Source organism: Prevotella sp. oral taxon 306 str. F0472 (genome assembly GCF_000257925.1).
GTDB lineage: Bacteria > Bacteroidota > Bacteroidia > Bacteroidales > Bacteroidaceae > Prevotella > Prevotella vespertina.
The window spans coordinates 45,296-67,577 of sequence record NZ_AJIN01000057.1 but is presented as its reverse complement, the minus strand read 5'-3'; the positions used below and the strand labels follow the sequence as shown (position 1 = coordinate 67,577).

Here is a 22,282-nt window from a genome sequence, read left to right as displayed (position 1 = left end):
TTTTTACTTAGTTCTCTTTGTTAATAACTCTCTGTTAGTCTTCCCAAGCGGAAAAATCGTCTTCGTTCTCATTGTCAGCTCCCTGCCATGCTGGTGCTTGCTTAGCACTGCTGATGGTTCCTCCAGGTGTTGCTGGGTTGTGCTGACCATTAAAAGGAGACCCCGCCATTAAATTAGTGGTTTCGTTTACCTGAACTATTACGCAATTAGGTGCAGAATAGTTCTTCTTTTCTTTCTTTTTCTCCATTGTTTTATTGATTAAAAATAGTTGTTATTTCGTGCTTAATTTCTCTATATTTCGGTTTAGGTACGGACACAAAAAAAGAACAAAGGAAACTCCTAGAAGTCCTTTGTTTACAGGGTTTGCGGCACGCTTCGCGCGCGCGTACGCGAGAAGAAAAAAATGTGTAATTTACGTCTGCTCTACTAGAGAGAGAGAGAGAGAGAGAGAGAGAGTATACAAATATTTGGAACTACCAAATTATTTGCTATCTTTTTCTCGTATTTAGATGTTAAAGATTCCAACGCAATAGCACGGCTTACACCTTTATTATATAAGGCGCAAACGTTAGCTTGATTGAATTTCGTTGTTTGTAACATCATTATTAATAAGTTAATTCTCACTCAACGGGCGCAAAGGTAATAAGAATTAATTAACTAGCCAAATAAAAACAAAAGAAAAAGCCTCACCCCCGACCCCTCTCCGAATGGAGAGGGGAGTAGAGAGTACCATTAATACGTATTCTTTAAAAAAGGAGTGTGATGTAATAAGAATATTGTACCTTTGCCGTCCTAATAGATGATTATAACATAAGGAAACGATAAAGGTAAGACACATGTCCAACGAACTAATGTATCAGATACTTCGTAACTTCCCGTTCGCTCCGACCACCGACCAGATGCATGCCCTTGATGTCTTCGAACGCTTTATGACCGATAGCGATGAGCGTTGTGTGATGATACTCCGAGGTAGTGCTGGTACGGGCAAAACCTCCTTAGCAAGTGTTATTGTGCGCACGCTCTTAGACTTGCAATACAAGATAAGCCTCCTCGCACCCACTGGTCGTGCAGCAAAAGTATTCTCTTTAAACTCTGGTCAGCCTGCTGCTACCATTCATCGAAGTATCTATCGAGAGCGAACATTCGCTGGATTGGATGGAAAGTTCAACCTTAATGCGAATCTCTATCGTAATCGTTTGTTCCTGATAGACGAAGCCTCAATGATAAGTCTAACCTCCGTGAACTCCACCTTTGGGAGTGGTTGCTTGTTAGACGACCTCATTCAGTTTGTTTATAACGAGCGCAACTGCCGAATGTTGCTGATTGGTGATAAGGCGCAGTTGCCCCCTGTGGGTGAAGCCGAGAGTCCCGCCTTACGTGCTGACGTGTTAGCTGCTTATGGCTTGAAGGTCTATGAGTGTGATTTGAATGAAGTTCTCCGTCAGAGCCAAGACTCTGGTATCCTCTATAATGCCACCATCATTCGGCAAATGATTACCCACGACCAAGCAACAGCACTACCCCAGATTCGCCTCAAAGGCTTTACCGATATCTCAATCGTACCTGGCGATGAACTCATAGAAAGCCTTTCAACGAGTTATGCAGAAGTAGGAATAGATGAAACTATGGTTATCACACGGTCGAATAAGCGTGCCAATATCTTCAATCAGGGTATTCGTAATATGGTATTAGGGCGTGAAGAAGAATTGACAACGGGCGATATGTTGATGGTGGTGAAGAATAAGTATAAAGCCCCCCACAATCCCCCCGAAGGTGGGGAAGCCCAAGCAGCAGGGGAGGGAATGCAAGGTAAGGCGACCTCCAACAAAGGTCTGACTTCTTTCAGGGGGATTGAAGGGGGCTTCATAGCCAATGGCGACCGTGCTATTGTGCGTAGTGTTCGCAATGTGCGGGAGCTTTATGGATTCCGCTTTGCCGATGTTACCTTATCATTCCCCGATTACGACAATACCGAAGAGGATATGATCGTCATCCTTGATACGCTCACAACGGAAGCACCAGCACTAACGCACGAACAGAACGAACAACTCTTTCAACAAGTACTGGCAGATTATGCCGACGTGCCACTGAAGTCTGATCGTATGAAGAAGATACGTGAAGATGATTATTACAACGCTTTGCAAGTGAAGTTCGGATATGCGATTACCTGTCATAAAGCACAAGGTGGGCAGTGGGCGCACATCTATCTTGACCAGGGATATATGACTGATGAGATGCTGACTCCCGACTATATCCACTGGCTCTATACGGCATTCACCCGTGCCACGGAGCACCTTTATCTCGTTAATTGGCCGAAGACACAGGTGGAGGAAGCGTAAGATTAGTGCGAAAGAGAGGGAGTATTTGTAAGTCTTATTTGTACGTATAAGCCTGTTTGACACTTGCAGATACATATAATCATGGAAGTTAAAGAGTGCCTCTACTTGTATATTCAAGTAAGTCGTCCATTCTTTAACTTCCTTGTTATGTATGGTTAGAGCCCCTTTATTTAACAGGTTTGACCAATCTTTCTCACCCGTTTGCGAATCGTTTTCCACCTGTTTCAGCATTATTTATCACCCGTTCCCCATTTCTTTCTGACGTGTTGCGCATCATTTACACACGCACATAAAGTTAGTTTCATCGTGAAGAGACAATGGTTTCATCACGATGAGACACTGGTTTCATCATGATGAGACACTAGCTTCATCACGATGAGACTAATAAAAGATATAGATGAAAAAGACGTAAGACGCATGGGAAAGGGACTGGAAGATAGGGAGAAAGAATGCGGAAGCCTATTAGACAAGGAGTGCAAACAGGTCATCTTATTGAGCAAAGAACACTTTAAGAAATCTCCGCCAGCTTCCTATTGCCTCCTTAGATGAGTGGATATATCCCCTAAACAATGCAAAGAAATAGGGATAGACGTCCTCGTCCGGAAACCCCACCCATCCTCTCCAGAGGGGAGGAGTGCCTAATGGAAGCTAATCTGGATAGGTTTCTTTCTATTCAAGTGGCACCAAAAAGTAGGGACAGACGCCCTCGTCTGTCCGCATAAGAAGGGGGAGTTCGTTACGAATTAGATGCGATTTGGCGGACAGACGAGGGCGTCTGTCCCTACTTTATGGTACTATCTATATTCAAAGATACGCCTATCTCCGTGGGAGAAGGGCGTCTCTTTGATGTGAGAAGAGGCTTTCTTCATGGCAAGAAGGGCGTCTCTTCATTTGCACCTGCTTGTTCGTTGCTAACGAGGCATTGCTGCGTTACACTTGAAACTCATTGCTACTTTGCTATGGGATGTTTGCTTGTGCAATGCTACCTGTTAGCTTTTCAACCATTATCCTCGCTGCATTATCAGGTGCAATAGCATCTCCTAGGCGTTCGCGAACGATTTGATAATCGGCAAGCATGCGCTCACGAGCAGGCTGACCAGGTAAGATTCGATATAACTCATTGGCTATATTGTAAATTGAAAAGCGGTCGGCGAGTAATTCCTGTACGATTTCTTTATCGGCAATGAGGTTGACGAGGGAGATGAAACGCACCTTAATTATATGCTTGAAAGCGAAACGAATGAGCTTCGGAACGGGCGTTTCATAGCAAACCACTTGCGGAACATTGAGTAAGGCGGTCTCAAGTGTTGCGGTTCCACTCGTTACTAATGCCGCTGTGGAGTGGGTGAGTAACTCGTAAGTCTGCAACTCCACCATCTTAGCTTCACTATCTCCGAGATATTTCTTATAGTATGATTTCTCGATAGAAGGGGCTGCCGCAATCACCATTTGATAATCTTCAAAGTGGCGTGCAGCCTCAAGCATTGACGGAAGATTATCCTTTATCTCTTGTTTCCTACTGCCTGCAAGGATAGCAATAATCGGTTTCGACGATAAGTTATTACGCTGACAGAACTCATCTTTCGACTCTGTGTAAACATGTTGGAAGTTATCTACTTCCTCCTTAGTTGGGTTGCCAACGTAATGTATTTTGTAGTGATGTTTCTTCTCATAGAAAGCTATTTCAAACGGAAGAATAGAGAACATCTCCTTCACATCACGCTTAATAGCTTTGATTCTCCACTCCTTCCATGCCCATATCTTCGGTGAGATGTAATAGAAGACAGGTATGTTTGTATTCTTCTTTACATATTTGGCAATACTAAGATTGAAGCCTGGATAGTCGATGAGGATTACTACGTCGGGTTGCCAACGTACAATATCTTCCTTGCACATCTTCATGTTCTTGAAGATAGTAGGTAGGTGGAGTAGAACCGGCACAAAGCCCATGTAGGCAAGTTCCCTATAATGTTTAACCCTTGTTCCACCCACTCTCTGCATTAGATCTCCACCCAAGAAGCGGAACTCTGCAGCAGGGTCATATTGCATCAAAGACTGCATCAGTCGTGAAGCATGTAGATCACCAGAGGCCTCACCAACAATCAAGTAATACTTCATATATCAAGTGTTTAGAGGGTATTCCACGTGTTCATCTTCTCAATCATATCGTAGTCCGTGACGTCAATACGTGTTGGCGTAACCGATACATAGCCATGATTTAAAGCCCATTGATCCGTGTCGGTGGCATCGGGTTCATCGTTTCGATAATGCCCAGTTAGCCAATAGTAATCGAAGCCACGAGGGTGTTTGCAACGTTCAACCTCCCGTGTCCAACTACCGAATCCCATACGGCAAACCTTCAAGCCAGCGAACTTCTCCACCTTAGGGAAGTTCACATTCAAGCATACGCCCTTAGGGAGTCCATCGGTAAGAACCTTCTTTACAATCTTTCTTACGTAATCCCTGAGGTAAGAGAGGTCGGCTTCTGTGTTATAGTCACAGCTTGAGAAGGCAATAGAAGGAATATATTTCATACAGCCTTCATAGGCTACTCCCATCGTACCACTGTAGTGATTATTCACAGAAGAGTTGTCGCCATGGTTGATACCACTAAGAATTAAATCTGGTTTACGCTCTTTGAGCAACTGATCTAATGCAAGTTTAACGCAATCGACAGGCGTTCCAGTGCATGACCATACCTCACAATTAGGAATGTTATGACGTTGTTTCAATAACAAATAATCAGTTACCGAGAAGGCACATGAGAATCCAGAACGTCCAGACTCGGGTGCACAAACAACCACATCAGCAAAGTCTGTGAGGAAAGAAACCAACGTGCGAATACCATTCGAGTGGTATCCATCATCGTTAGAGACGAGTATGAGAGGTCTATTAAATTCCATTGTTTCACTTTTGTTTCAGTGCAAAAGTACGAAAAAAGGTTTATAAAGCATACCTGTCTCACATAATTTGTGTATCTTTGTAGCCTAATAAACGTATTTGGATTATATAGAGAAATGGGAAAGATTATCGCTCTCGCCAATCAAAAAGGCGGTGTTGGAAAGACTACAACCACCATCAATTTAGCGGCTTCTCTTGCTACTTTAGAGAAGAGCGTGTTGGTTATCGATGCCGATCCACAGGCTAATGCGTCAAGTGGTTTGGGTGTAGATATAAAGGAAGTGGACTGTTCTATTTATGAATGTATCATTGACCATGCCGATATAAGAGACGCTATCTACACAACTGATATTGATGGGCTTGATATTGTGCCCAGCCATATTGACCTTGTCGGAGCCGAGATTGAGATGTTGAAACTCAGCGGGCGTGAGAAGGTAATGAGCAATTTGCTTGCTGAGATTCGTGATGATTATGATTACATTCTGATAGACTGTAGTCCGTCATTAGGGCTCATTACGGTCAATGCCTTGACTGCAGCTGATTCCGTAATCATACCTGTTCAGTGTGAATACTTCGCTTTGGAAGGTATTAGCAAACTGCTGAATACAATCAAGATTATTAAGAGTAAGCTTAATCCGAAGCTCGAGATAGAAGGCTTCTTATTGACAATGTATGATAGTCGTCTTCGGTTAGCTCGACAGATATATGATGAAGTTAAGCGTCATTTCCAGGAACTGGTGTTCCGTTCAGTCATACAACGTAACGTGAAGTTATCCGAGAGTCCGAGTCATGGATTACCAGTTATCCTCTATGATGCAGACTCTACTGGTGCAAAGAATCACCTTAATCTGGCAAAAGAAATCATCGAAAAGAATAAGAAATAAGGAATGGCTGTACATAAGAAATACAATCGAAATGCAAAGACAAATGCGTTGGGTCGTGGGCTTGACGCATTGATTTCTACTGATACTGTTAGTACACAAGGCAGCTCAACGATTAATGAGATAGCCTTAGATCAGATTGAAGCGAATCCTAATCAACCACGTCGTGAGTTTGATCCAGTCGCTTTGGAAGAGTTGGCAAATAGTATTCGTGAGCTTGGATTAGTACAACCAATCACCTTGAGACAGATAGCTGATAGCCGCTTCCAGATTATCGCTGGTGAGCGACGTTGGCGTGCAAGCCAGTTAGCTGGATTAACAGCTATACCTGCTTATATTCGAACGATTAAGGACGAAAGTGTGATGGAATTGGCGTTGGTAGAGAATATCCAACGTGAAGACTTGAATGCTATTGAAATCGCACTTGCCTATGAACACTTGTTGGAGAAGAGTGGTATGACACAAGAGAGAGTGGCAGAGCGTGTAGGAAAGAGTCGTGCCGCTATAGCTAACTATCTTCGTCTTTTAAAACTTCCAGCGCAAGTGCAGATGGCATTACAGAAGAAGGAAGTTGACATGGGGCATGCTCGTGCATTGTTATCATTAGATAGTCCGGCATTACAACTGAAGCTTTATCGTGAGATTCTAAAGAATGGTTATAGTGTTAGAAAGGTAGAGGAACTATGTCAACAGCTTAATAGTGGGGAAGACATACAGTCTGCCAAGAAGAAAATAGCGGCCCGCGCACGTCTGCCGGAGGAGTTTAATATCCTCAAGCAACGCCTTTCCTCTTTCTTTAACACAAAGGTTCAGATGAGCTGCAATGCGAGTGGAAAGGGGAAGATAAGTATTCCGTTTGCTTCAGAAGAAGAATTGGAGCATATAATGGAAGTGATGGATAAAATGAAGTAAAGTACTTCTTTACAGGTATTAGTTAATAAAGACGGATAGTGATGATGGTTAAGAATATAATTCGTAGGGGGATATTAGCAGTAGGGATGCTCGTTTGTTCAATGGGTATGCAGGCTCAGAATGTCTCTGATGATACGATAAAAGTAATCTATCCAGGCGATTCCTCCGTAGTTAAAGTTCCTAATTCACAAGAAAAGTATGTGGAGGAAAGAGCGATATTAACACCAGATGATGAAGGACGTCTTACTTCCGTTGTGCGTAAGGATAGCCTTAGTCTTGTGAAGCGACAAGGTCGTGATTGGGCAAAGTGGCGTCCTAATCCTAAGAGAGCACTGTGGTTAGCATTGGTATTACCTGGTGCTGGACAGGTTTATAATCGTAAGTATTGGAAGCTCCCAATATTCTATGGCGGTATTGTTGGGTGTATTTACGCAATGACATGGAATAATCAGATGTATCATGACTATGCACAGGCATACGTTGATCTTGTTGATAATGACCCTACGACCCAGAGCTATAATAGCTTCTTGCATTTGGGTACAACGATTACATCTGCTAATGAAGAACGCTATAAAAACATATTCAAACAACGTAAAGATCGCTATCGTCGTTGGCGCGATTTGAGCATCTTTGCAACCGTGGCAGTCTATGCTTTATCAGTTATTGATGCTTATGTAGATGCCTCCCTGTCGGATTTTAATATTTCAGATGACCTGTCATTACACATTGCACCGACAGTCATTCAAGATAAGAGTATCGCTACGCCAAATCATCCCTTCCGTTCTTCGGCAATAGGACTAGGCTGTAGTTTGACATTCTAAGCAGTGACGCACTGTATTTGCGTTAACTAAATAAGACGTAATGAACCATAAGAGATATTTCGTTGCACTATTAATTACACTGGTGACAACTGCTAGTTTACACGCGCAGAGTCAAATTGTTATAGACAATCATGGTAAGAGTCTAGATGTTGTAATACCAACTGCTGATGGCTCATTGACTGGTTATGTTGATGTTGACTACTCAGATGATAAGTTCTATGAAAGTGGTAAACTTCAGGGCGTGAATAGTGAGGAAACAACAGAGAAAGGCACTATCGGGGATTTGGAAGAAGGTTTGGAAGGTATTGAACGTAAGATGCGTAGCCTTTCAGAAGTGATGACATTGACTTGTAATGACGAAGTGAAACGATATATTGATAGGTACACAAAGGCTGGGCGGAAGTCTACGAGTTACTTACTTGGGCGTGCAAGCTATTACAACCCATTCTTTGAAAAGGCCTTGCGTAGCTATGGTCTACCACAAGAACTGAAGTATCTTCCTATTATAGAATCAGGTCTTAACCCTAATGCAACATCGCGAGTTGGAGCCGCAGGACTATGGCAGTTCATGACAACTACGGGTAAACAATATAACCTTCAGATTGATAATTACATTGATGAAAGGCGTGATCCTGAGAAGTCATCCTATGCTGCTGCACGCTTGCTAAGCGATCTTTATAATCGCTTTGGAGATTGGACTCTAGCTTTAGCAGCTTATAATTGTGGTCCAGGACGTGTGAGTAGTGCTATTACTAAGGCTGGGGGTGGATCCGATTTTTGGGCAGTTTATCGTTATCTCCCTAAAGAGACACGAGGTTATGTGCCTGCTTTTATAGCCGTAAACTACGTGATGAATTATTATGGCGATTATAATATAACACCGCTTCCAACCAATCTTCCAGCTCAATGTGATACTGTTGTGATAGAGAAAGATGTTACATTAGCGAAGGTGGCAGACGTTTTGGGGATTGAATTAGATAAGATTAAAACACTTAATCCGCAGTACAAGTTGGGTGTAGTGAAAGCCTTTTCCACTTACGGAATGGCTAAGTTAAGATTGCCAGTAGATATGATTGAGAAGTTTAACGATAGTAAAGAACTTATATATCAAGATGAGGCATCATTCGAGAAAACCAACCCTAATGTCGTTGCTACTAACACGAACCAAACAACCGCACTACATAGACAGGGCGTAATGATGCACTAAACAAGTCTTTCACCTTATTATATATAGGAAAGGATGCACTATGGATAAAGACAAGGAACGAACAGAAGAAAAAGTGATTGATTATGAGAAGATGGTTGATGAAGCCTTTCAACATCTTCTAGATACCTATCTTGCCTCTCGTCATCGTAAGAAGGTTGACATCATAACTAAGGCTTTCAACTTCGCACGACAGGCTCATAAAGGTGTTCGCCGATTGTCAGGTGAGCCATATATCTTGCACCCAATCGCTGTTGCTCAGATAGCTTGTGAAGAGATGGGACTTGGTGCAACGAGCATTAGTGCAGCCTTATTACATGATGTTGTAGAGGATACAGACTACACAGTAGAGGATATTGAAAACATCTTCGGATCGAAGATTGCGCAGATAGTTGATGGTCTGACAAAGATTTCTGGAGGCATTTTTGGAGAGCAAGCCTCCGCTCAAGCAGAGAATTTCAAGAAGCTCTTATTGACGATGAGTGACGACATTCGAGTCATACTCATTAAGATTTGTGACCGCTTACACAATATGCGCACCCTTGCTTCACAGCCTGCTAACAAACAATACAAGATTGCTGGTGAAACGCTCTATATCTATGCGCCGCTTGCGAATCGACTAGGTCTTAATAAGATAAAGACCGAATTAGAGGATCTTAGTTTCCGTTATGAGCACCCTGACGCATACGCTTCTATTGAGAAGAAGTTGGCTTCTACGCAAGCACAACGCGACACTCTCTTTGACGAGTTTACTGCTCCTATCCGCAAAGAACTCGATAAGATGGGCTTTGAATATGAGTTGAAAGCACGTGTGAAGAGCCCTTACTCCATTTGGTGTAAGATGCAGAATAAACATGTAACATTCGAAGAGATCTATGATATCCTTGCTGTTCGAATCATCTATAAGCCTAAGTCTAAGGAAGAGGAAATCAATAACTGCTTCCAAATCTACGTCGCCATCAGTCAGATATACAAGAGTCATCCCGATCGACTTCGTGACTGGGTGAACCATCCAAAGGCTAATGGTTACCAGGCATTACACGTCACTTTGATGTCAGCAAAGGGTCGATGGATAGAGGTGCAGATTCGTTCTGAACACATGAACGAGCTTGCTGAACAAGGATTTGCAGCCCACTGGAAGTATAAGGATGGTGGAGAAATAACAGAAGATGAGGGTGAATTGAATGAATGGCTTAGTACAATCAAGGAGATTCTGGATGATCCTCAGCCTGATGCAATGGACTTCTTAGATGCTATTAAGCTCAATCTCTTTGCCTCAGAGATATTTGTCTTTACTCCAAAAGGGGAGATTAAAACAATGCCAGCAGGCTGTACTGCACTCGACTTTGCCTTTCAGATACACACATTCCTTGGTAGTCACTGCATTGGAGCAAAGGTTAATCACAAGCTAGTACCGCTTAGTCATAAGTTACAAAGTGGTGATCAAGTTGAGATACTCACGTCTATGTCACAGCATGTTGACCCCTCTTGGATTAACTTCGTATCGACTGCTAAGGCAAAAGCAAAGATACAAGCAATCCTTCGTAGGGAGAGTCGTGAGGTGCAGAAGAATGGTGAAGAGCGATTGTCGCAATGGTTGAGAGCAAACGACTTAGAGATGACAACGGTCGTATTAGATAGGCTTTGTGAGTTGCACGACCTTAAGAAGCACGATAGTCTCTTCTTGTCTATTGGGGATAAGACAGTCATCCTTGGAGATACAGATCTTAATGAACTTCGAGGGAAGAATAAGTCAGAGAAGCCTACAGAAGGGCGTGGTTGGCGTCGTTATGTGCCATTCTTGAAGACAAGTGGAAAGAAGGAGATGCAAGCCGTGAACACGGATGACTCGGAGCGTTCTGAAGGTTTGATCGTTGTAACAAAGGACTTAAATAAGAAGAAGCCAATCTTCATCAATGAGGATAATGTCTATCGTTATGTATTCCCACATTGCTGTCATGCCATACCAGGGGACGATATCTTGGGGTATATCGATAATAAGAATCACATTGAGATACACAAACGTTCATGTCCAGTAGCAGCTAAATTGAAAGCCAGTTATGGTACTCGTATATTGGATGCAAAGTGGGATATGCACCGCAGTCTATTCTTTGAAGCAGCTATACAGATACGTGGTATTGACAGAAGTGGTATGTTACACGATATTTCCGATGTGCTTTCTGATCAGCTAGGAATCAATATTCGTAAGATCACAATCACGAGTGATAATGGCATATTTGATGGTACAATAGAGATGCAAGTACATGATCGCAATGATGTAGAAGTGATTGTTGAGAGTATGAAGAATATAAAAGGTGTACAAGAAGTACAATCTGTTTTATAGGTAAGAAGGTTTCCAGAAGTCACCATGTAGCTTCCTTGTAGGGAAGAAGTGACTAATGGATACAAGTAAAGGAGAGGCTTTCTTCGTTTTGAAGAAAGCCTCTCTTCGTTGCAAAGAAACGCCTTCCTTCTATGAAGAAGGGCATTTCTTTCTTTTATCCTCATTGTCATGTCTCACGTAACTCAATATGTTAGAATACGAAAGACACGAACTTCTCCACCCTAAAATCCTATATCTAACATACCATAAAATAGTGTTTTGTAGTTGAAATAACCATGTTCTTACCCAAAAATAAGTAATATGTAAATCGCTAAAAGTAAGTATTGCAGTAATAAATAAATATCTATACCTTTGCAAACGATTAAGGTGTTGTATAGAATAAAGTACTGAATAGGACTTCATCTACAAACAAACATCTACGAATCTGCGGACCTGTAGGCAATAGCCAATAGATCTCTAAGCTTAATTTATGAACTGAGTAGCATATTAAAAGATACTTATTTCTCCTGCAAAGAGTGGGAGAATTGCATAAACTTAAGTGATAAACTACTCACAATCTGATAATATATGATTAAATTAAAGATGAACTTTGGAAGGCATGTTAGATTATTGTCATCTACAATCCTAATGTCTTCTTTGTTACTTTTCTCGCCTCCACTCTTAGCCTCGATAACGGCGCATGGGAGGGAACATGTTGGTGATGATGATAAGAATGAAGGTTCTTCAATCACCTTTTCCGTAGTTGCTGAACAATCTCAAGAGCCCCTCGTTGGTGCTGTGATACATTGCGAAGGCTTGGCAACTCCCGTTGTCACGGATATTAATGGTCGTTGTGTGGCTAAGTTCAAACATCCTGTAACTCGCATAAAGGTTTCGGTCTCTTATTTAGGTTACAAGAACTTGTCACGCTTGATAGTTGTTCCAGCAGACGGACAAGTGGTCTTGACGATGAAAGACGACTCTAAGCAGTTGGATAATGTGACGATTACAGCCTTGAAAGGACATACCACTGTCTTGCAACAATCGGCGTCTATTAGTCAAGAGGCATTAGAGAAAGGCGGTGCAACCTCACTAGCCAAACTACTTGAGACGGTGCCTGGCGTGAGCTCGATTAGCACAGGAAACACGATTGCCAAACCTGTTATTCAGGGTATGCACAGTAGTCGAATCCTATTGATGAACAATGGAGTTCGACTCGAAAGTCAGAGCTGGGGAGCCGATCATGCACCCGAGTTAGACTATACGGGATCGAGTATGGTTGAGGTAGTCAAGGGTGCCGAGTGCATTCGTTATGGCTTTGGTGCGATGGGCGGAGTTGTTCTCTTGAATGATGCTCCACTACCTTATGGAAACAAGAAGACCATGGTGAGCGGTAATGTCAATATGGGATATGACACCAACGCAAGGGGCTTTAGCGGTTCAGGTAGTATAGAAGCTGGACGCAAGAATATCGGTCTGCGCCTACATGGAATGTACACAAAAGGCGGTGATTATCGCACTGCCGATTACGTCTTAAACAATACTGGTTATAACACAATAAGCCTCTCTGCACTTGCAGGATATCAAGGGAGAAAGGTGACAGCGACGCTCTTCTCGAGTATTTATTACCAACGAAGTGGAATCTATTATGCTAGTAAGATATCCGATTTGAACCAACTCATCAAACGCTTCGAGTATGGACGTCCAGACCCAGAGACCGTTAAACCCTTCTCATATAGCATTAAGCCGCCATTCCAGCAGTCGCAACATGTAACGCTGAAAGGCGAATTGAAGTGGGATATTAACGCTTATCACCATCTCGACTTCACCCTTTCTTTCCAAGAGAACTTGCGTCAGGAGTTTGAAAACAGGAAGAAGGCGCAATGGAGTTGGATACCTGTTCAAGACTTGATATTGAAGACTTATAAGTTTGATGTGCTCTGGCATGCTAAGTGGAAACGATGGAACATGACCACAGATGCAGGCTTATCTAATACCTATCAAACGAACTTCAACTATCCAGGAACTAAACAACCAGCCTTCGTTCCGAACTTCGCTGCCCTCTCAATGGGTGGTTACTTCTTGCATAAGGCAGAGTTCGGTCGATTGCAATGTGCCTTGGGTATGCGTTATGACTTCCGTGTAATGTCGGTGAATGGATATAGTAGTTTGAGTAATTACACTTACTATGATGACTTCAAGCTGTATAGTAACTTCACCATGAGTCTGGCGTCTCATTACCAGTTGACAGACCTTTGGGACATCCGAGCTAACATTGGTTGGTCATGGAGACCACCTGATATTAACGAGTTATATGCCATTGGCTTGCAGGATGGTTCTTACTGGGTAGTGGGCAATAAGAACCTTGCCAGTGAGCGAGGATACAAACTCGTGGTAGGTACAAGATACCGCAATGCGTGGTTGTCAGTAGAGCCGAGCTTCTTCTTACAGCGCATTAATAGCTACATCTATGACCACATTGGAGAAGGCAAAGACCGCTTCCATAACCATCCGAGTGGTAAGTATCCTAAGTTCATCTACGATCAGGACGATGTGAAACTATATGGTGGTGATATTGAGGCAACGCTTAAACCTTTGCAAGGACTCACCTTTGTGGGTAAAGGCGAATGGATGTTCGCACGCAATCTGACGCATAACGACTGGCTACCTTTTATGCCTTCCGATCGTTACGGACTATCATCTACCTACGAACGAGGACTTACGAAGGATGATAAATATCATGGTTCGTTGTCGTTATCGGGTATTTATGTGACAAAGCAAACCCGCTTTGACCCTGATAAGGATTTAGTTCCTGACTCGCCACCTGCTTACTTCCTTTTGAATGGTACAGCCGAGTTGCGCATCAAACTACAGCAACGAAGAGAATTGAAGTTTATGCTTGTGGGTGAAAACATCCTTAACGCATTATATAAGGAGTACACTGATCGGTTCCGTTACTACGCCCATGAGCGTGGAGCCAACTTCTCCTTACGTACATTGTTTAAGTTCTAATCAATCGAAAAGTATATGAAACGAAATAGAAACATACTATCGCTACTTGCCATAATGCTAATGGGACTCCTGCTCGGGAGTTGTTCCAACGATCAAGTAGATGACTTCTTCAAGAAGATAGTACAGGCTCCGCCCTCATCAATAGAGCGTGATGTGAAGGGACATGAACAGATTTATGCTGTCCACGCCATCCTTAGAATGGGGTATAAAGGGGGAATGATTGGTGTCGGACCAGATGGTAATGACTCGCTCACAGCCTATAATACCTATCATGTGGTTAGTCCGGAAACAATGTTACCCATTATGCAGGAGATTGATATCACACGTGATGATGATGGGCAGATGACCATTACTACCGAGCGTAATTGCTTTGATGTAATAGCGTCAGACAATATCTATTACGGTTTAGAACTCAAGTATTATGACCGCAACGGAATGCTTATCAATCATCAATTCTCGGGCTATCCTTTCACGAAAGATAAGGAAGGTTACAGCATACCAGACGAGGATAACGCCACCTTACTGGTGCATCAACACTTCTTTGGAGTAGGTAACTCGTCATTGGATCAAGAGGTTTCTACGGGTACAGGAAGTGCTGAACGCAAGAAAGGAATACAGTTGGCTTATCCACGTTCGTTGGCTGATTCGCCCACGTATTACGACCGATACACCTTTAGGGAGAAAGCTGGTGCAGCGGAGATGGCTAGTAAATTCTCTACGTCGAACATCTTTGCTCCAGAGAACTTCCAGCTCGGTAAGAATGAAGTGAGCTATCAGCCAGACCTCGCTTGGAAGGCTATTGAACTATCAGGTAAGCCTGATGCCTTGAAGCCTCATACCTTTGATGGGAAGAGTTATAGGCTCTACAAGACGATAGACCAGACCCTTCTGAACAAGATAACACCGGAACTCTTCACCTATGAATACCGCGACACCGACCCTGTGGAGGAGGAGCTTGGCAAGCTATTCACCGAAGTTTATAACGATGACTTCATCGATCCCGATACCGAGTCGCCCCGACAACGCTACGGACACACCGTGGGGCTGTTGCGCCAGAAGCGCAGTCTGGATGTTGGATCAGACTTAGACAGGCTCGGTTTTAAGGGCGTTATGCAGTTCCATCGGGCTAATGTTGCCTTCCAATTACAGGTTCGCATTTGTCATATCTTGAATAAGGGACAACAGCACACAGGCGAGTCTGAGAAGCCAGCGAAGTATTGCAACACGAACAATAGTGAGGGTGCTTTCCTCTGGGCATTCAATGAGATACAGCCTGGATGGGACAGTTTCGATATTGATTATCCCTTGTCAGTGCGCATTATCGCTGATGTGAAGGATGGCGAAGAGAAGTGTTATGAAGACGTGAAGCGTTTCTATTCTGGTGTAGAGAAGGCACAGCTGTGGCGGATGTTGACCCATCCACAGGATTACTTCACGCAATATAGACAGAACATAGTATTGATGTAAAAGAAGAAAGGACTAATAGTAATGAAAAAGATAATCAAGAGTATTCTCCTGCTCGTTGCTGTTCTAGGCTTGTGTACGTCATGTGACGACTTCGTCTTTGGCAATGTGCATGTTGATTATAATGATAATCCACTAGCGGCGAAAGGCGTTGCGCATAGTGGTGCCGACCGTTATGTTGATAGCTTATCGAATGTGAAAGTATCGGGCGAAATGGCTAATCCTGATGCTGATGGAGCCTTTAAGGATTGGGCTACATGCCTTGCCATGTTCAAGGAAGGTCACTCGCATGGTGATGGCATGATGCACGGCAACTTTGTTTATCAGAATGCTCCATGGAAGCAAGAGGAGTTTGTGCTCATACATAACAATGCGGGCAAGTGGCCAACGGTAGAGGTTCAACGGAAGAGTACGGTGACCTATCTCGAACAGAACGATGGAAAGCAAGGCCCAGACTATATTCGTATCATTGGCGGAAAGCTGAAGCGATGGGGATTGTGCCTCTATTTCTTCAATAAGGAGGGCAAGCTCATGAATGACGAGATACTCAATCACTCGGATGAATATCAGATATTCTTCACCGTGAGTGAGGTGGATGACAAGGGAAACCCGTATGAAGTGATGGATTGCCGAGGTACGTGGAAGCCTAAGAGGGATAAGTTTGGCGACTGGAAGAAGGGCGGAACGATAGATACTACCCCTGTGCCTTCACCGCTCTTTGCCAATACCTCGACATGGAAAGAGCGTGCGGCTCTGACGCCAAAGATATTCGAATATACCTATCGTGACACGTGGATTCAAGACGCAATGGCTGATGGTGCACGTGAGTTATTCAATCAGCGACTGCTACCTCCACTCACTCGTGAGGATGCCGATTGGGCTGTTGCACCTTATGATCAGGATAGAGTAGGACTCAAGGGGCACTTCAATTTCGATATAGATGCCGATGAGAACGATGCATTACATCGGGAGTGGCCTTTGGAGATAACCCGTAGGCAGGATCCCGCAACAGGTGAGGCTGGGCGATATACTCGTCCGTCTTATCTCCTTCCGAAGTTCTATCTGTCGGTGCGCGTGATGAAATGTCCGAAGGGCAAGAAGGCTCTCATTCCTAAAGAGGAGTATCTCAACCGCCATTCCACCTATGTGTTCCGTAGCCCATTCATCTGTTCGGAGGCTTATAACCCTGATGAACCGAAGGAATACGGGGCTGATTCTGAGTGGAAGGAACTATTCCGCTTCAACATACCTATTAAGGTCTTTTGCAGTAGCTTCGATACTGATCCAACGACAATCGACCCTAACGACCCGTTATACTTCTATATGGGGCATGAGATAGGACTTGCCTCGGCGGATGCGATGGAGGCTGCTCAAAATGTGCAAACACATGGTATTGGAGGTGGAGCTGGCTTTGGTAACTGGTTCTTATAATAAGAGGTTGAATCGGAGGAAATGCTATGTGCCAATCGTCTCAGCCCATGATACACAGAGTATCAGACCTGTGAAACACAGAGTATCAGATATATGATACACACAGTCTCATGGGCTGAAACACACAGTCTCAAGCCTATGATACACATCGTTTCAGGCTTTGAGACGCTCCGCTTCAATATATGGAACACTAATTACTAGTCTGTGGTAATGAAATTATTAAGCTGTGGTAACGTTGCATACTATATATTTAAAGATTATAAACTCATAAGATAAAAGAGAAAGAATGATGCGTAAGAAGATAATAACCTACCTGCTGTTGAGCGTGATACTCGTATGTTTTGGTAGCTGTACACGTAATGAGATGCCGGTGAAACAGTCTACTTCTAAGACGAAGTTAGACCATCTGATCATAAAAGAAGTGTTTTACGTTGGGCATTACTGGTATCGTGATGTCAGGGCATGGGGTATGAAGAATCAGAATCAGATGTATAATGATGACCAATACATTGCTATATTTAATCCGACCAATGAGGTGAAGTATTTGGACGGACTGGCGTTGTGTGTCAATGCCATCGACCCTAGTAGGGCGATTCAGTTTGCTCCGAAAGACGACTTTGTCAATCGTTATTATGGTGCATCGGGCATCTCTTATTTCCCTGGTAAGGGTGCGGATTATCCCGTAAAGCCTGGTCAGACCATCATTGTGGCTAAGTATGCGATTGACCATAAGGCGCAGTTTGAGTCAGAACTGGAAGGCGAGGACTTGAGTATGTATGGTGGGCTGGATGACTTCCTGGACTTGAGTAAAGCCGACTTTGAATGGACAAACATCAACTATGACCCCGGACAGAAGAACAATCCGAACGTACCTGATATGTGTGCTATCCTCACATCTACCGACGCCAGCGATAATATCGGATCTTCTTATGACTTCTCTCGTGTGTCTGAAAGCAACGGTATAGCCTTGATAAAACTCCCTTGGACACCAGAGGAATTCAAGAAGAACTATGCCGAAACAAAGGATAGCAAAGGTTATCTGCATTATATCACCGTCACCAGTAGTGCTCACGGCGATTTCTATGCGATAGAGGTTCCGTTTGAGAGCGTCATTGATTGTATAACGATTTGTCCTCGTCGTATGTTCCAAATGCGCCCCAGCAAGCTCGACCGTGGTTATAATGCCGTGACAGATGTGTCTTTCTCAAGTATGAAGAAGGGCGATTATCCCATTTATTCTGGTCTTTCATTGCAAAGGAAGTGGGATGGAAAGAAGTATGTAGACGATAATAATACCACAGCCGACTTTGAAGTGAAGCGTGCCTCATTGTCGAGGAAGAAGTAAGAGAGCGTTCACATAGTTGAGTTACAAACGTCATAGGGACAGACGAAATCGTCTGTCCCTATGCTGTATATGAGTATTTCTTTCAGAACGAATAAGGACTATGCCTTTCAGGTATGGCTGACTTTACACCAAGCCATCGAGTTGTTTCTTCAAGTCCTTCAGTTGGTCGCGAACAGAGAAGAGCGTTTCCATAACCTTCTGACTCTTTTCAACACCATTGCGGTTCTCTTGTAACATCTTGCGGGCAGCTGCAATCTTGAAACCGCGCACCTTCACAAGGTTGTAGATAACCTTTATTTGTTCGATATCTTTCTCTGTATATTGGCGCACACGGTTGCCTGTTGTCTTAGGACGAAGGTGTGGAAATTCAGTCTCCCAATATCTCAGCAGACTCTCCGAAACGTTTATTTGTTGCGCTACTTCCTTTATTGAATAATACAATTTATGCGGATTCTCTGCCATATCTCGTTTCTTTAAATTCAGTTGTTTATGTGGTTATGCTGATGAAACACCTTTACACTCCCACGATGGTAAATAAGATTTTGTGTATTCAGCAGCTTAATTGCTTGCAAAAATACGCAAAAGTCAGTATCTTTGCAACACTTTTAGGTAGAAAATTGAATTAAATATATAATAAAGATGATGACTGCAAATGAAATCCGCGACTCCTATTTGAAGTTCTTTGAGTCGAAGGGACATGTTATCGTACCGTCTGCCCCAATGGTTATCAAGGACGACCCTACGCTGATGTTTACGAATGCTGGTATGAACCAGTGGAAAGATATTATCCTTGGAACAAAGGAACCAGAACCACGCCGACGTACTGACTCACAGAAGTGTTTGCGTGTTAGTGGTAAGCATAACGACTTGGAAGAAGTGGGGCGTGATGCTGCTCTCAGTCACCATACGATGTTTGAGATGTTGGGTAACTGGAGCTTTGGCGATTACTTCAAGGAAGGTGCTATTGATTACGCTTATGAATATCTTGTAGATGTATTGCATCTTGATCCAAAGGACCTTTATGTAACGGTTTTTGAAGGTGATAAGGCAGAAGGTATCTCACGTGATGATGAGGCTGCAAGCTACTGGGAGAAGCATTTCCCAAAGAACCATATCGTCAATGGTAATAAGCACGATAACTTCTGGGAAATGGGTGACACGGGTCCTTGCGGTCCTTGTTCGGAGATTCATATCGACTTCCGTTCAGAGGAAGAGAAAGCTAAGGTGCCTGGAGAGGAACTTGTCAATAAGGATCATCCACAGGTAATTGAGATATGGAACATCGTCTTCATGCAGTTCAATCGTAAGGCTGATGGTAGCCTTGAGCCATTGAAGATGCACGTTATTGATACGGGTATGGGCTTCGAGCGTTTGGTTCGCTTGATGCAAGGAAAGAACTCTAACTATGATACCGATATCTTCACACCAGTAATAGAAGAGATTGAGTGCCTCTCTGGTAAGAAGTATAACCACACCTTCCCAGAAGGTCCTAATGGCGAAGGCATTAACGACGAGCAGAAGGTAGACATCGCAATGCGTGTTGTTGCCGATCACTTGCGTGCCGTTGCATTCTCTATTGCCGATGGTCAGTTGCCAAGCAATGCAAAGGCTGGTTATGTTATCCGTCGTATCCTTCGTCGTGCTGTGCGTTATGCTTACACATTCCTTGATCAGAAAGAGGCTTTCATGTATAAACTAATCAATGTTTTGGTACATGAGATGGGCGTTGCTTATCCTGAACTTACAGCACAACGTGAACTGATTGGTCGTGTGATGAAGGAAGAGGAAGATTCTTTCTTGCGCACATTGGATAAGGGTATCACATTGCTCAATGGTGCAATGGATGAATTGAAGGCACATGGCAAGACCGAACTTGATGGTAAGGAAGCCTTCCGCTTGTTTGATACATACGGTTTCCCACTCGACTTGACCGAACTTATCTGCGGTGAGAATGGTTATACCGTTGATGAGAAGCAATTCAATGAAGAGATGGAACAGCAGAAAGCACGTGCTCGCAATGCTGCTGTTGTTGAGAATGGTGACTGGGAGATTGTACGTGAAGGCGAACAGGAATTCGTTGGTTACGATTATACAGAGTACGAATGTCATATTCTCCGTTATCGTAAGGTGACACAGAAGAAGAATAGTTTCTATGAGATTGTACTCGATTATACCCCATTCTATGGTGAGATGGGTGGACAGGTTGGCGATCAAGGTGTACTTGTCAACGAGGATGAGACGATCAATGTCATTGATACCAAGCGTGAGAACAACCAGAGCATCCATATTGTCAAGGAATTGCCAAAGGACGTTGAGGCTGAATTCATGGCATGTATTGATACAGATAAGCGTGATGCGTCGGCAGCTAATCATACTGCAACCCACTTGCTTGATTATGCTTTGAAGCAAGTTCTTGGTGAGCATGCCGAGCAGAAAGGTTCTTACGTAAGTCCTGACACGCTCCGTTTCGATGTTTCTCACTTCCAGAAGATAACCGATGAGGAACTTCGCCAAGTAGAGAAACTTGTCAACGAGATGATTCGTAAGGATTATCCTCTTGACGAGCATCGTGATACACCAATGGAGGAAGCAAAGGAAATGGGTGCAGTAGCTCTCTTTGGTGAGAAATATGGCGACAAGGTTCGTGTTGTACGCTTCGGTCCTAGTTGTGAGTTCTGTGGTGGTATTCATGCTAAATCTACGGGTCGCATCGGTTTCTTTAAGATTGTAGGCGAAAGTAGCGTTGCTGCAGGCGTTCGTCGTATTGAAGCAATGACTGGCGAAACTTGCGAGAATGCAATCTATGCACTTGAAGATACCTTGCGCGACTTGAAGGCAATGTTCAACAATGCTAAGGATCTTAAGGCAGTTCTCATCAAGTTTGTTGAAGAGAATGATGCGATGAAGAAGGAGGTTGAGCGTTTCCGTGCGCAAGCAGTTGATCGTACAGCGAAATCATTGGTAGAACGTGCAGAAACATTGAATGGTGTACATGTTGTTAAGGCAGTGCTCCCAGTAGATCCTGCTTCTGCTAAGGATATCGTCTTCAAGGTTCGTGAAGCATTACCAGAGAATCTCGTTTGCGTATTAGGTTCCGTACATGAGAATCGTCCACAGCTTTCAATCATGCTCAGTGACGATATGGTGAAAGATCACGATTTAAATGCAGGAAAAGTAATACGTGAAGCAGCCAAACTCATTAAGGGTGGCGGTGGCGGTCAGCCACATTATGCACAAGCAGGTGGTAAAGATGCCGATGGTATCAGTGCTGCTGTTGAAAAGGTAATAGAGTTACTTAGTTTGTAAACTGGGAGACTTTTATCCCTAATCAGTCTCATCCCCGCAACAAGAAAAGAGGCGGGGATGAGACTTTTTTCTTCTTTTCCTTGCTCCTTTCATTTTATCTTCTTACCTTTGCCGCCGTGAAACAATTAGCAATGACATATCAAGGCAATGACGTACTGCAAAGAATTATTCGATTCTTTGCATCTTTTTGCACTTTATCTTTGGTCAATCCAAATAATTTGCTAACACACACACACACACACACATATGCGCACCTAGCGTCTAATAACACATTTTTTCTTCTCGCATACGCGCGCGCGAAGCGTGCCGTAATCCCTGTAAACAAAGGACTTCTAGGAGTTTC

General features: G+C 43.4%; 15 protein-coding genes. 11 read left to right on the top strand and 4 right to left on the bottom strand.

The features are described 5' to 3' along the window. Positions 1-34: 34 nt before the first annotated feature. Entirely contained in the window at positions 35-247 is a 213-nt protein-coding gene (locus tag HMPREF9969_RS08455) for a hypothetical protein (RefSeq protein ID WP_009433829.1), read from the bottom strand. A gap of 589 nt (positions 248-836) precedes the next feature. Here HMPREF9969_RS08455 and HMPREF9969_RS08450 point away from each other — a divergent pair. Next, complete coding sequence (locus HMPREF9969_RS08450; protein WP_009435355.1) at positions 837-2,339, top strand: ATP-dependent RecD-like DNA helicase; 1,503 nt, start codon at positions 837-839, stop codon at positions 2,337-2,339. A 957-nt stretch (positions 2,340-3,296) separates the two neighbouring features. Here the strand turns inward: HMPREF9969_RS08450 and lpxB are convergent. Then, complete coding sequence (lpxB, locus tag HMPREF9969_RS08445) at positions 3,297-4,457, bottom strand: lipid-A-disaccharide synthase (RefSeq protein WP_009435351.1); 1,161 nt, start codon at positions 4,455-4,457, stop codon at positions 3,297-3,299. Positions 4,458-4,468: 11 nt separating this feature from the next. After that, positions 4,469-5,242, bottom strand: coding sequence for a 5'/3'-nucleotidase SurE (surE, locus tag HMPREF9969_RS08440; RefSeq protein WP_009435363.1), 774 nt, complete (start codon positions 5,240-5,242; stop codon positions 4,469-4,471). A gap of 114 nt (positions 5,243-5,356) precedes the next feature. Here surE and HMPREF9969_RS08435 point away from each other — a divergent pair, with 114 nt between their 5' ends. From HMPREF9969_RS08435 to HMPREF9969_RS08395, 9 genes are all read left to right on the top strand, one after another. Then, complete coding sequence (locus HMPREF9969_RS08435; RefSeq protein ID WP_009435379.1) at positions 5,357-6,124, top strand: ParA family protein; 768 nt, start codon at positions 5,357-5,359, stop codon at positions 6,122-6,124. 3 nt (positions 6,125-6,127) lie between these two features. Continuing rightward, positions 6,128-7,033, top strand: coding sequence for a ParB/RepB/Spo0J family partition protein (locus HMPREF9969_RS08430; protein WP_009435389.1), 906 nt, complete (start codon positions 6,128-6,130; stop codon positions 7,031-7,033). A 41-nt stretch (positions 7,034-7,074) separates the two neighbouring features. Next, the gene (locus tag HMPREF9969_RS08425; RefSeq protein ID WP_009435373.1) at positions 7,075-7,854 is read left to right on the top strand and encodes a DUF5683 domain-containing protein; all 780 of its coding nucleotides are present in this window, start codon (positions 7,075-7,077) and stop codon (positions 7,852-7,854) included. Between the two features lie 40 nt (positions 7,855-7,894). Beyond that, a complete protein-coding gene (locus HMPREF9969_RS08420; RefSeq protein ID WP_009435393.1) occupies positions 7,895-9,061 on the top strand; it encodes a lytic transglycosylase domain-containing protein in 1,167 nt (388 codons plus the stop codon). 40 nt (positions 9,062-9,101) lie between these two features. Continuing rightward, positions 9,102-11,402, top strand: coding sequence for a RelA/SpoT family protein (locus tag HMPREF9969_RS08415; protein WP_009435352.1), 2,301 nt, complete (start codon positions 9,102-9,104; stop codon positions 11,400-11,402). Between the two features lie 567 nt (positions 11,403-11,969). Next, complete coding sequence (locus HMPREF9969_RS08410; protein ID WP_198005086.1) at positions 11,970-14,393, top strand: TonB-dependent receptor domain-containing protein; 2,424 nt, start codon at positions 11,970-11,972, stop codon at positions 14,391-14,393. A 15-nt stretch (positions 14,394-14,408) separates the two neighbouring features. Further along, the gene (locus tag HMPREF9969_RS08405) at positions 14,409-15,860 is read left to right on the top strand and encodes a hypothetical protein (RefSeq protein ID WP_009435375.1); all 1,452 of its coding nucleotides are present in this window, start codon (positions 14,409-14,411) and stop codon (positions 15,858-15,860) included. A 21-nt stretch (positions 15,861-15,881) separates the two neighbouring features. Beyond that, positions 15,882-17,288 (top strand): hypothetical protein, encoded by a 1,407-nt coding sequence (locus HMPREF9969_RS08400; RefSeq protein WP_009435365.1) that lies wholly within the window; start codon positions 15,882-15,884, stop codon positions 17,286-17,288. A 286-nt stretch (positions 17,289-17,574) separates the two neighbouring features. Next, complete coding sequence (locus HMPREF9969_RS08395; RefSeq protein WP_009435360.1) at positions 17,575-18,633, top strand: DUF4876 domain-containing protein; 1,059 nt, start codon at positions 17,575-17,577, stop codon at positions 18,631-18,633. Positions 18,634-18,756: 123 nt separating this feature from the next. Here the strand turns inward: HMPREF9969_RS08395 and HMPREF9969_RS08390 are convergent, their stop codons facing one another. Beyond that, positions 18,757-19,095: a MerR family transcriptional regulator gene (locus HMPREF9969_RS08390; protein ID WP_009435381.1), complete on the bottom strand. Its 339-nt coding sequence runs from the start codon at positions 19,093-19,095 to the stop codon at positions 18,757-18,759. Positions 19,096-19,272: 177 nt separating this feature from the next. Between HMPREF9969_RS08390 and alaS the strand changes: the two genes are divergently transcribed. Further along, a complete protein-coding gene (gene alaS / locus HMPREF9969_RS08385) occupies positions 19,273-21,939 on the top strand; it encodes an alanine--tRNA ligase (RefSeq protein ID WP_009435400.1) in 2,667 nt (888 codons plus the stop codon). Positions 21,940-22,282: the final 343 nt, after the last annotated feature.

What these genes read in the sequence shown, in the direction of transcription:
- HMPREF9969_RS08400 (WP_009435365.1), top strand. Translation starts at nt 15,882, where the DNA reads ATGAAAAAGATAATCAAGAGTATTCTCCTGCTCGTTGCTGTTCTAGGC.
- HMPREF9969_RS08390 (WP_009435381.1), bottom strand. Translation starts at nt 19,095, where the DNA reads ATGGCAGAGAATCCGCATAAATTGTATTATTCAATAAAGGAAGTAGCG.
- HMPREF9969_RS08395 (WP_009435360.1), top strand. Translation starts at nt 17,575, where the DNA reads ATGATGCGTAAGAAGATAATAACCTACCTGCTGTTGAGCGTGATACTC.
- HMPREF9969_RS08410 (WP_198005086.1), top strand. Translation starts at nt 11,970, where the DNA reads ATGATTAAATTAAAGATGAACTTTGGAAGGCATGTTAGATTATTGTCA.
- HMPREF9969_RS08455 (WP_009433829.1), bottom strand. Translation starts at nt 247, where the DNA reads ATGGAGAAAAAGAAAGAAAAGAAGAACTATTCTGCACCTAATTGCGTA.
- HMPREF9969_RS08450 (WP_009435355.1), top strand. Translation starts at nt 837, where the DNA reads ATGTCCAACGAACTAATGTATCAGATACTTCGTAACTTCCCGTTCGCT.
- HMPREF9969_RS08435 (WP_009435379.1), top strand. Translation starts at nt 5,357, where the DNA reads ATGGGAAAGATTATCGCTCTCGCCAATCAAAAAGGCGGTGTTGGAAAG.
- HMPREF9969_RS08420 (WP_009435393.1), top strand. Translation starts at nt 7,895, where the DNA reads ATGAACCATAAGAGATATTTCGTTGCACTATTAATTACACTGGTGACA.
- HMPREF9969_RS08430 (WP_009435389.1), top strand. Translation starts at nt 6,128, where the DNA reads ATGGCTGTACATAAGAAATACAATCGAAATGCAAAGACAAATGCGTTG.
- HMPREF9969_RS08425 (WP_009435373.1), top strand. Translation starts at nt 7,075, where the DNA reads ATGATGGTTAAGAATATAATTCGTAGGGGGATATTAGCAGTAGGGATG.
- alaS (WP_009435400.1), top strand. Translation starts at nt 19,273, where the DNA reads ATGATGACTGCAAATGAAATCCGCGACTCCTATTTGAAGTTCTTTGAG.
- HMPREF9969_RS08415 (WP_009435352.1), top strand. Translation starts at nt 9,102, where the DNA reads ATGGATAAAGACAAGGAACGAACAGAAGAAAAAGTGATTGATTATGAG.
- lpxB (WP_009435351.1), bottom strand. Translation starts at nt 4,457, where the DNA reads ATGAAGTATTACTTGATTGTTGGTGAGGCCTCTGGTGATCTACATGCT.
- surE (WP_009435363.1), bottom strand. Translation starts at nt 5,242, where the DNA reads ATGGAATTTAATAGACCTCTCATACTCGTCTCTAACGATGATGGATAC.
- HMPREF9969_RS08405 (WP_009435375.1), top strand. Translation starts at nt 14,409, where the DNA reads ATGAAACGAAATAGAAACATACTATCGCTACTTGCCATAATGCTAATG.